This is a genomic window from Howardella ureilytica, assembly GCF_054657495.1.
Genome location: NZ_BAAHYP010000011.1, coordinates 62,669 through 73,273, shown reverse-complemented (window position 1 = coordinate 73,273; position 10,605 = coordinate 62,669). Strand labels below are relative to the sequence as shown.

Sequence of the window (10,605 nt, the reverse complement as noted above, 5' to 3'; positions counted from 1 at the left end):
CTGGATGCGGACGGAAATGCTGTTTCCGATGAAGAGAGCGGCAGCGGAGACATAAATGATGTAATATATAAAGATGCGAGAAATATATCGGGATATATTCCGGACTATGCATCAAAAAACCTGACATTGGCAAGTGAAGGCGAAGCAAACGTATTGGATTTCATTTATCACAGAGCACAGGAGAACGGACAGGGCAACATGCATGATGATACATCCGGTTCTGAAGAAATTGAGCTTAAAAGCTCAAAGGGTTCAAATGACAATTCTCCGAAAACCGGGGATAATACCATGACGGCGCTCTATGTATCACTGTCTGTCGGTTCGGTAATCGCAGCGGGAATCGTGTTTTTTGTATATTTCAGAAGAAGAAACATTAAAAAATAAAAATATAAAACAGATAAGTCGGAATATTTAAGTTGTATTATGACGATAAAATTCTGAATAATTTTTAACCAGATCGGTATTTTGAAAAATAATTGCTCTTATTGCAATTTTATTTTTTAAAATATATAATAATAAAGACTTAAGAAAATAATGAATTATTTATAGGAGGTATGTATTATGAGCGAAGAGAAAAAAGTGGTATGCAAGCCCGGATTCAACAGCTGTGAAATAGTCGGAGAAGAAAAAAAGGTTGAAGCAAAGCCTGCAGCAGAGACAGAAAAGGTATGCAAGCCCGGCTTTAACAGTTGTGAAGTTCCTGAAAAGCCTATCAATGTAGAAGAAGAAAAAGAAGGCAAAAAAGTATGTAAGCCTGGATTCAACAGCTGTGACGTTGAATAATTACTAATACGACATAATACGAAAACGGTGCCTCTTCCCAAGATGACTTTTTCATCAGGGCGGAAGCGCCGTTTTTATAATTATTTTGGTTATCTGTTTTATTCCGGAGGATGATGCATGAGCACTTTCAAAGCTTTCTTAGCAAAAAAAGACATTGAAATCTCAGTAAAACGCTATGGTATTGATGCTTTGGGAGCCATGGCTCAGGGGTTGTTCTGTTCTTTGCTGATCGGAACAATCATAAATACCATAGGTATGCTGTTTCATATAGGTTTTCTGTCGGAACCGATAGCGACCATAGGCGGCGTAAATTATACGGTGGGGGGACTTGCAATCGCCATGAGCGGTCCTGCCATGGCCGTGGCAATAGGAAAGGCTTTAAAATGTCCTCCCCTGGTTTTATTCTCTCTGGTAACCGTTGGATTTGCATCTAATGCTTTGGGAGGTGCCGGCGGTCCGATAGCTGTATTGTTTGTGGCTATTATAACCGCGGAAGTCGGAAAAATTGTTGCGGGTTCAACGAAGATAGATATACTTGTTACACCTCTGGCTACGGTAGGTGTCGGTGTATTTTTATCATGGCTTATTGCACCCGCTCTCGGTAAAGCGGCTTCCTCCGTAGGCGGAGTAATTATGTGGAGCACTGAATTACAGCCGTTTCTTATGGGAATAGTGGTATCGGTGGTTGTGGGAATCGCACTTACGCTTCCCATATCAAGTGCCGCAATATGTGCAGCGTTAGGACTGACGGGGCTTGCGGGAGGTGCAGCCGTCGCGGGATGCTGTGCACAGATGGTAGGATTTGCGGTTATGTCATTTAGAGAAAATAAGTGGGGAGGACTTGTTTCTCAGGGATTAGGCACATCCATGCTTCAGATGCCCAATATAATAAAAAATCCGAGAATTTGGATTGCGCCTATAATAACATCTGCCATAACCGGTCCTTTGGCCACATGTGTATTTAAATTACAAATGAACGGACCGGCCATTGATTCCGGAATGGGAACATGCGGACTGGTAGGCCAGATAGGAGTTTTCCAGGGTTGGATAAATGACATTGCAAACGGAAGCAAGGCTGCAATAACCGGATTCGACTGGGTTGGACTGATATTGATATCATTCGTTTTACCTGCGGTTATCGCGCCCGTAATTAACATAATATGTAGAAAATTCGGATGGGTTAAAGACGGTGACTTAACTCTTTCAAAAGAATGACGGATTTTAATGTATCGTTTTCGGAAAAGTCGCGTCTGACTGCCGGAAACGATATTTTTATATTTATCGTTATAACAGCTAAAACTTGATAGACAATATCAAATTTAGTAAAATAAAAAATTGTAAAAAAGTTGAAATCTATTTATTTATACGGATGAGAATAATTGTATAAAAGTAAGTATAATAAAAGAGCCGTCGGGCATGACTTAGAATTGTTGGCGGGAGAATATCTTACACGAAACGGTCTGGATATTATTGAATATAATTACTTTAACAGAACGGGCGAGATAGATATTGTGGCAAAGGACGGAAAATATATTGTATTTGCGGAAGTCAAATACAGGAGCGGAAATAATTACGGAACGGCTGTTGAAGCCGTGAATGTAAGAAAACAAATAAGGATAAGAAGAACCGCTCAGGGGTACCTTATGCAGAGAGGCCTGAGACAGGATTCATTTGTCAGATTCGATGTTATTGCCATAGACGGAACAACTGAATTAAATATTAAATGGATAAAAAATGCTTTCTGAAGCATATTAAAGGAGATATATGAGTAAACCGATAGTTGCGATAGTCGGAAGACCGAATGTAGGTAAATCAACACTGTTTAATGTTCTTGCCGGAAGCAGAATTTCCATTGTACAGGATACTCCGGGAGTAACAAGAGACAGAATTTATGCGTCATCGGATTGGAACGGAAGGTCGTTTACAATGATTGATACCGGAGGTATAGAGCCGGACAGTAAGAATATAATATTGCAGCAGATGAGAGAACAGGCTCAAATAGCCATCGATACCGCCGATGTAATATGTTTTGTGGTTGATGTTAAGCAGGGGCTTACGGATGCGGACGACAAAGTGGCTACGATGCTCAGGAAGTCCGGTAAGCCTGTTGTTCTTGTAGTCAACAAAGTTGACAATTATGAAAAAGAAATGGCCGCTGTATATGAGTTTTACAACATGGGACTCGGAGATCCTATTCCCGTATCGGCAACAGGCAGAACGGGAATAGGTGATATGCTTGATGAAGTAGTATCGCATTTTCCTCCGGAAACCGACGAAGAAGAGGAAGATGATAAACTGAAAATTGCAGTCGTAGGCAAACCGAATGTCGGAAAGTCTTCTCTGATTAACAGGCTTGTGGGAAAGAACAGACTTATAGTTTCGGATATTGCCGGAACCACAAGAGATGCCATAGATACCACCGTAAAGCATTACGGAAAAGAATATACATTTATAGATACGGCCGGACTGAGAAGAAAAAGCAAGATTAAAGAAGATATCGAAAGATTCAGTATTATAAGAACGGTGACAGCCGCGGAAAGAGCGGATATAGTCGTGCTTATGATAGATGCCACGGAAGGCGTGACAGAACAGGATGCAAAGATTGCGGGAATTGCCCATGAAAGGGGTAAAGGACTGATTATTGCGGTTAATAAATGGGATGCCGTGGAAGATAAAGAAACCGGAACCATGAAAGAAATGACCGATAAAATAAAAGCGACACTCTCATTTTGTCCGTATGCCGAAATTATATTTATTTCCGTGCTTACGGGAAGAGGAATTGATAAAGTATTTAACCTTATCGACATAGTAAATGAAAATCAGAACATGCGTATCCAGACCGGTACACTTAACGAAATACTTACAAGAGCTCTTGCTATGCAGGAAACACCTCAGGATAAGGGCAAACACCTTCGTATTTACTACATGACGCAGGTGAGCGTTAAACCTCCTACATTTGTCATCTTTGTAAACGACAAGAATTTAACTCACTTCTCTTATACGAGATATATAGAAAATAATCTCAGAAACACCTTTGGGTTCAGAGGTACGTCGTTGAGATTTATATACAGAGAAAGAGAAGACAGTATAAGGGGTTAACAATGGTAATATTATTTAAGATTATTTGTGTACTTATAGGATATGTAATCGGCATGTTTATACTTACATCCCATTGGTACAGCCGTATTAAAAAAGTAGATATAAGGTCAAAAGGAAGCGGTAATCCCGGAACAACCAACATGGGAAGAGTCCTCGGAAAGAAAGCGGCCGTTATCACGATGATCGGAGACATCACAAAGGCGTTTTTATCGGCTCTTATTTGCTGGCTTATATTCGGCGTGGGACTGAAGGCTCCGATTGATACGGTTAATTTATTGCTATACAGCGGTTTGGGTGTTGTCCTCGGTCATAATTATCCTGCCATATTCGGATTTAAGGGAGGTAAGGGCATTGCCACGTCCGCAGGCGTATATCTTTCTTTGATACTGCTTCCTGATTACTTCTGGTTGCTGTGTCTGATAGGATTGATTACATTTTTGGCTATGTTGTTTTTGACTAATTATATGTCAATTGCCTCATTGTCATTGGTAACAGGCTTTTGTATCGAATTTATTATATTCGGAGCTTTCGGAGGACTTGGAATCTCGGGACCGGGACTGGTGGAAGCTGATATTCTGATGATTATAATTACCGCACTTGCTTATATAAGGCACCGTGTCAACATTAAGAGGCTTCTTAACGGGACTGAAGCTCATACGTTCGGAAAAGGGTGATTGATATGAAAATAATAACCGTAATAGGTTCCGGTACATGGGGAGGAGCCCTTGCAATACATCTTGCGAAAAAAGGGCATATAGTTTATCTGTGCTCAACAAATGAAAATAAAGCTGAAATAATCAGAATGCACAGAGAAATCCCAAATCTTCCGGGCATTAAATTGGATAACAACATTATAGTTACTTCGGATATGGAAACGGCCGTAAAGAAAGCGGAAGTTGTGGTTCTTGCAGTTGCTTCCATATATACAAGATCCGTTGCAAGGAAGCTGTCTCCTTTTGTTGAAAAGGATAAAATCATTCTTGAAGTGGCAAAGGGATTTGAGGAAGATACTCTTCTTACATTGGAAGATGTTATAAGAGAAGAAATCCCTCAGGCAAAGGTTGCGATTCTTTTCGGACCAAATCACGCTGAAGAAGTGTCGAGAGGAATACCTACTTCATGTGTAATAGGAACAAAAAAGAAATCCGATGCGGAATATTTACAGAGTATATTCAATTCGGATATGTTTAAAGTGTACATTAATCCGGATGTTTTAGGCATAGCCATAGGCGGAGCCGTTAAAAACGTTATAGCCCTTGCCGCGGGAATAGCCGACGGATTGGGATACGGAGATAATACAAAGGCAACTCTGATTACGAGAGGAATTGCCGAAATTTCAAGGCTTGGTACCGCAATGGGAGCCAACGTAATGACATTTGCCGGGCTGTCGGGAATCGGAGATTTAATAGCGACCTGCGCCAGTATGCATTCAAGAAACAGAAGAGCCGGCATCTTTATCGGTCAGGGGAAAACAACTCAGGAAGCCATGGATGAAGTCGGAATGGTTGTTGAAGGCGTATATGCAGCCAGGTCGACTCTTAACGCGGCAAAGAAATACGGCGTGGAAATGCCTATCGTTAACGAAGTAAACTGTATTTTATTTAATAAAAAAACTGCAAAGCAGGCAATGTCGGATCTTATGCTTAGAGACAACATTATTGAAATAAGCAATATACCATGGCCTGAAGAAGACAGATGACAGAAAGGCTTTTTTATGAGAGTAATTGCGGGAGTTGCAAGAAGTATACCTCTTAAATCCGTTAAAGGGGATAAAACAAGACCGACAACGGACAGGATTAAAGAAACTTTATTTAATATAATTAATCCGTATCTTTATGACGCTTACGTTCTGGATTTATACGCAGGCGCGGGCGGATTGGGAATAGAGGCATTAAGCAGAGGCGCCAAAAGAGCCGTATTTGTGGATAAAAGCAAAGAAGCGGCAAGTGTAATTAAGGAGAATCTTGACAAAACACATTTTTCGGATAGAGCGGACGTGTATACGGGGGATGTATCCGATATGTGTGCAACCATGAATGCGGACGGACCGTTTGATGTAATTATAATGGATCCTCCCTACGGCAGGGGATACTGGAGAAATGTATTGAGCCTGCTGTCAAAGACAAGACTGGTGAATGAAAATACACTTGTGGTTGTTGAGGAAGATTTATCCGATGATTTGGAAGAGGGTAATATATACGGAGGTTTTAAGTTAAACAGAATAAAGAATTACAGACATAACAGACATTTATTCTTTAGCTTAAATAAAAATATATGAAAACAGGACTATATGCGGGAAGTTTTGATCCCATAACTTTGGGACACTTGGATGTCATAAAAAGAGCATCAAGCTTTATTGATCACCTTATAGTAGGCGTATTTAACAATAGTGAGAAAACACCATTGTTTACTATTGATGAGCGTGTTAATATGTTGGAGGATATACTTAAAGATTACGAAAATGTGGAAGTTGCCACATTTTCGGGCCTGTTAGTGGATTTTGCGCGTGAAAGAGACGTGCACATACTTATAAGAGGCCTGAGAGCCGTTACCGATTTTGAATATGAAATCGCAATGGCTCAAACCAACAGAGTTATGGAACCAAGTGTCGACACCGTGTTTTTAACAACTTCATTGGAGTATTCATATTTAAGCTCAAGCATTGTTAAGGAGATTGCAAAAAACGGCGGAGAACTTGATAAATTTGTGCCACAGCAGATAATCCGACGAATATATGACAAGTATGATATCGGAAAAAAGCGTGATGTACTATAATTATCCAATGCTATTGATTTGTTGTAATTTTTGTTGAGGGGGACCAGAGATGAGCCAGATAGAACAGACACTTGATGATATACAGGCATACATTGACGATTGTAAATCTCCGACATTCGGCGGCGGAGGAAAGGTTATCTGTGAGAAGGATGTTTTAGAGAATTTCCTGGAAGATTTGAGAAGTGAAACTCCGGAAGAGATTAAAAAATATCAGAACCTTGTTTCACAAAAGGAGAGTATCATTGCCAATGCGGAAGCTCATGCACAGGCTATCGTTGAATCGGCCGCAAAGCAGACCGAAAAAATGATCAACGACCATGAAATTATGCAGAAAGCATTTGAACAGGCACAGGCTCTTATTGAAAGAGCACAGGCTGACGCAGGCAGGATAGTTGAAAGTGCGCAGAATGATGCCGATAATATTCGTACATCAGCGCTTAAGTACACGGATGAACTTCTCGGCAAGGTGCAGGTTATAGCTCAGACTGCGCTTAGGGAGCAGGAGATTCACCAATCATCCGTAATAACAAGTCTTAAGGACGTGTTATCCATAGTTGCCGAGAACAGAAGCGAACTTTCTCCTGCGGCCGGAAATGACGAACATTCAAAGTCTGAGGCCGAAAAGCAGGACAGTATTGTAACCGAAGACGAATTATTCTCTGAAGTAGAAATGTAATTATGGAATTACCTATAGAATTTGAGACCGAAATGAGAGAGTTACTTGGGGCTGAGTATGATTTATTCACAGACAGCCTTGACAGACCGCGTCATTTCGGTCTTCGTGTTAATAATTTAAAAATAAGTACGGAAGACTTCCTTAAGATCTGTCCGTTTACTCTTAAAAAAGTACCTTGGACGGAAAACGGATTTTATTATACGGATGAAGATAAGCCTACTCATCATCCGTATTACTTTGCGGGATTGTACTATATACAGGAACCTTCCGCAATGACGCCTGCGGCACTTCTTCCCATAGAAAAGGGAGATACGGTTCTTGATATGTGTGCGGCTCCCGGCGGAAAATCAACGGAACTTGCCGCAAAACTCGGAGGCACGGGGCTGTTGGTAAGCAACGATATTTCGGCATCAAGAGCGAAGGCTCTGCTTAAAAACATGGAGTTGTTCGGAGTTGCCAATTCATGCGTTATGTCTGAGGATACCAATAATATTTTGAAATATTCGGATATTCTCTTTGACAAAATATTGCTGGACGCTCCGTGCTCGGGGGAGGGAATGTTCAGAAAAGACGCTAAACTCCTCGAAGCATGGAAAAAACAGGGACCGGACTTCTATTCCAAAATACAAAGGCAACTCATTCTCACGGCGGCGGATCTTTTAAAACCGGGCGGAGAGATACTTTATTCCACATGTACGTTTAACAGATTGGAAAACGAGGGTACAATAGAATATCTGCTTGAACAAAGGAATGATTTTGAGATTGCCGATATCGGACAATTTGAGGGATTTAAGTACGGAAGCGGGAAAATGGCAAAGACCGCAAGGCTTATTCCGTATATGATTGAAGGAGAAGGTCATTTTGTCGCTTTACTCAGAAAAAAAGCGGAAAATAACATAAACGAAGACGTCGATTGCAGTGTTTGCTCTGAAGCGGCAGAAAAAATAATCGCCTCGCCGATTAAAAAAACAAAAAAAACCAAACGTAAGGTCTCCGGTGCCGATAATAAAACCGCTTCCGCAAAACTCCCCGAGGAATTGGAAGAATTTATATCCTCACTTAACGGAACGGAACTCGGAGGAACAGACCGTAAGACGGGAACATTTATCTTGGATAAAGACAGAATAGTCATAAGAAACGATAAGGTATTTTTACTTCCGGAAACGGATTTTACCGAAGGGAAAAAATACAGGGTTCTCAGAAACGGCCTTTATATGGGAGATATGAAGAAAAACAGATTTGAACCCTCAACAACATTTGCTTTGGCACTGTCAAAAAACGACTACGGAAATGTAATTAATCTAAGCAGTAACGATCCCAGAGCAGACAGATATTTAAAGGGCGAAACTCTGACATTGGAATACAATGAAATAAATGACATGAATCTGTCTGACGGGATTGTTTTGATAGCCGTTGACGGTTTTTCGCTGGGCTGGGGGAGACTTCTGAAAAATACCGTTAAGAATAAATATTTGCCGGCATGGAGAAAGATGAATTGAGAGAACTAAAGATTAATGAATTAACGCAGGGAAGTAAATTGATGAATATTTTAAGAAAATCTCTCCCCGAAGCGAAAGATTCGTTTTTTTATAAAATGCTCAGAAAAAAAAATATTACTCTTAACGGTAAAAAAGCAACCGGTTCCGAAATTGTTTCGGAGGGAGATGTTATAAAGTTTTTCTTAAGCGATGAAACATATGATAAATTTGCCGGCAGAAGCAGGAAATCGACGGAAAAAGAGACAGGCGATATATCCGGAAGCATGAACGAGGGAATATGTCTTAACGGGGGATGTGTTTTTGAAAGCGGAAAATATTCCGAAATCAAAACGGAATTAAACGTTAAATCTTCGGAGGAAAAGGTTAAAACAGGTTTCAAAAACGCTCCAACAAAAGAGAGCGAAAAAAGGCATTTCCAAATTAATAAAAAAGATATTATATATGAAGACAGAGATATAATATTGATTAATAAACCTTACGGCGTTCTCTCTCAAAAGGCCGATGAGAGTGATTATTCCATGATTGAAGCTCTGTATGATTATATGTCGGATACGGGACAGTTGTCACAAGATGATATCTTTCGTCCGGCCGTAACCAACAGATTGGACAGAAATACAACGGGAATAATCGCGGGCGGCAAAACCACATCGGGGTTGCGGTATTTATCAAATGCTCAAAAAAAGGGTTCCGTTAAAAAATATTATATTTGTATCGTTGCGGGAGAGATGAAGGATACGCGGCTTCTCAACGGTCTGTGGAGCAAAAACACGAGAAACAACAAAGTTACGATCGATATGGTGGAAAATATCCCGAATTCTTATTCATTTCCTTCAAAATATTGGATAAAGGGAAATGTTCCCGTGCAGACACTTGTTGCTCCCGTAATTACAAACGGAAGATATACGGTGGTGAAAATAGGCCTTTTAACAGGAAAGAGCCATCAGATAAGAGCACATATGAAATCATACGGTTTTCCGCTTATAGGAGATTATAAATACGGTCAAAAAAGCGTGAATGATTATTTTACGGCAAAATACGGACTTAAAAGTCAGCTTCTTCACGCTTATGTGATGAATATTGAAGGTATGGGAGAATATGTCGCAGAACTTCCGGAACAATTTATAAAAATACTGAAAGGTGAAGGGCTGTATTCCGATTCAATTGAAGAGTTATACGTGAATACAGAATTAAAACCATAATGGCTACATGGAATTCAAGAGGGCTGAGAGGATCGGGGCTGGAAGCACTTATTAACATGACCGTTGAAAAATATGAACTGGCCGGTCTGGCGGTGATACAAAAAATTCCGACACCCATAACTCCCGTTAAAATCGATGAAAACACAAGGCAGATAAGCCTTGCCTACTTTGACAAAAAATCAACGGTTGACTATATGGGGGTGGTACAGGGAGTACCGATATGTTTTGATGCCAAAGAATGTGCTTCCGATACATATTCTCTTGCCAACATTCACGAACATCAAATTGAATTTATGAGAAAGTTTGAAAAGCAGAGCGGAATTTCCTTCATAATACTTATGTATACAGGAAGAGATGAATGCTATTATATTCCCTTTAAAGACATTGAAAAATTTTCGGAGAGGGCAAAAAAAGGCGGAAGAAAAAGTTTCAGATATGATGAAGTGAATAAATCATATTTAATAAAACAAAGCGGCGGTGTACCGCTTCATTTTCTGGAACAATTAAAACTGGATTTGTGTTCAAGATAATTTAATAATAATTAATATAAAAATAAAATTGTTTACTTGCTGTT

13 protein-coding genes are annotated in these 10,605 nt (G+C 40.1%); all 13 read left to right on the top strand.

Annotated elements, in window-relative coordinates; genetic code table 11:
- Positions 1 to 384, top strand: a 384-nt coding sequence (locus tag ACYQ1N_RS06375) for an LPXTG cell wall anchor domain-containing protein (protein WP_459834068.1), incomplete at its 5' end; no start/stop codon positions are given.
- Positions 385 to 561: 177 nt separating this feature from the next.
- Positions 562 to 783 (top strand): hypothetical protein, encoded by a 222-nt coding sequence (locus ACYQ1N_RS06370; RefSeq protein ID WP_459834066.1) that lies wholly within the window; start codon positions 562 to 564, stop codon positions 781 to 783.
- 117 nt (positions 784 to 900) lie between these two features.
- Positions 901 to 1,998, top strand: a complete 1,098-nt coding sequence (locus tag ACYQ1N_RS06365) for a PTS sugar transporter subunit IIC (RefSeq protein WP_459834064.1) — start codon at positions 901 to 903, stop codon at positions 1,996 to 1,998.
- A 164-nt stretch (positions 1,999 to 2,162) separates the two neighbouring features.
- A complete protein-coding gene (locus ACYQ1N_RS06360) occupies positions 2,163 to 2,528 on the top strand; it encodes a YraN family protein (RefSeq protein ID WP_459834062.1) in 366 nt (121 codons plus the stop codon).
- 19 nt (positions 2,529 to 2,547) lie between these two features.
- Entirely contained in the window at positions 2,548 to 3,882 is a 1,335-nt protein-coding gene (gene der, locus ACYQ1N_RS06355) for a ribosome biogenesis GTPase Der (protein WP_459834060.1), read from the top strand.
- 2 nt (positions 3,883 to 3,884) lie between these two features.
- The gene (locus ACYQ1N_RS06350) at positions 3,885 to 4,556 is read left to right on the top strand and encodes a glycerol-3-phosphate acyltransferase (RefSeq protein WP_459834058.1); all 672 of its coding nucleotides are present in this window, start codon (positions 3,885 to 3,887) and stop codon (positions 4,554 to 4,556) included.
- Between the two features lie 5 nt (positions 4,557 to 4,561).
- Complete coding sequence (locus tag ACYQ1N_RS06345; RefSeq protein ID WP_459834056.1) at positions 4,562 to 5,581, top strand: NAD(P)H-dependent glycerol-3-phosphate dehydrogenase; 1,020 nt, start codon at positions 4,562 to 4,564, stop codon at positions 5,579 to 5,581.
- Between the two features lie 15 nt (positions 5,582 to 5,596).
- Positions 5,597 to 6,160 (top strand): 16S rRNA (guanine(966)-N(2))-methyltransferase RsmD, encoded by a 564-nt coding sequence (gene rsmD / locus ACYQ1N_RS06340; protein WP_459834054.1) that lies wholly within the window; start codon positions 5,597 to 5,599, stop codon positions 6,158 to 6,160.
- The gene (gene coaD / locus ACYQ1N_RS06335) at positions 6,157 to 6,657 is read left to right on the top strand and encodes a pantetheine-phosphate adenylyltransferase (protein WP_459834052.1); all 501 of its coding nucleotides are present in this window, start codon (positions 6,157 to 6,159) and stop codon (positions 6,655 to 6,657) included. Before rsmD ends, coaD begins: the two co-directional genes overlap by 4 nt.
- 49 nt (positions 6,658 to 6,706) lie before the next feature.
- Positions 6,707 to 7,333 (top strand): ATP synthase subunit B family protein, encoded by a 627-nt coding sequence (locus ACYQ1N_RS06330; RefSeq protein ID WP_459834050.1) that lies wholly within the window; start codon positions 6,707 to 6,709, stop codon positions 7,331 to 7,333.
- 2 nt (positions 7,334 to 7,335) lie between these two features.
- A complete protein-coding gene (locus ACYQ1N_RS06325) occupies positions 7,336 to 8,832 on the top strand; it encodes an RsmB/NOP family class I SAM-dependent RNA methyltransferase (RefSeq protein ID WP_459834048.1) in 1,497 nt (498 codons plus the stop codon).
- Positions 8,829 to 10,031: an RluA family pseudouridine synthase gene (locus ACYQ1N_RS06320; protein ID WP_459834046.1), complete on the top strand. Its 1,203-nt coding sequence runs from the start codon at positions 8,829 to 8,831 to the stop codon at positions 10,029 to 10,031. The genes ACYQ1N_RS06325 and ACYQ1N_RS06320 overlap by 4 nt, the downstream gene beginning before the upstream one ends.
- Positions 10,031 to 10,561, top strand: a complete 531-nt coding sequence (locus ACYQ1N_RS06315; RefSeq protein WP_459834044.1) for a Holliday junction resolvase RecU — start codon at positions 10,031 to 10,033, stop codon at positions 10,559 to 10,561. Before ACYQ1N_RS06320 ends, ACYQ1N_RS06315 begins: the two co-directional genes overlap by 1 nt.
- Positions 10,562 to 10,605 lie beyond the last annotated feature (44 nt).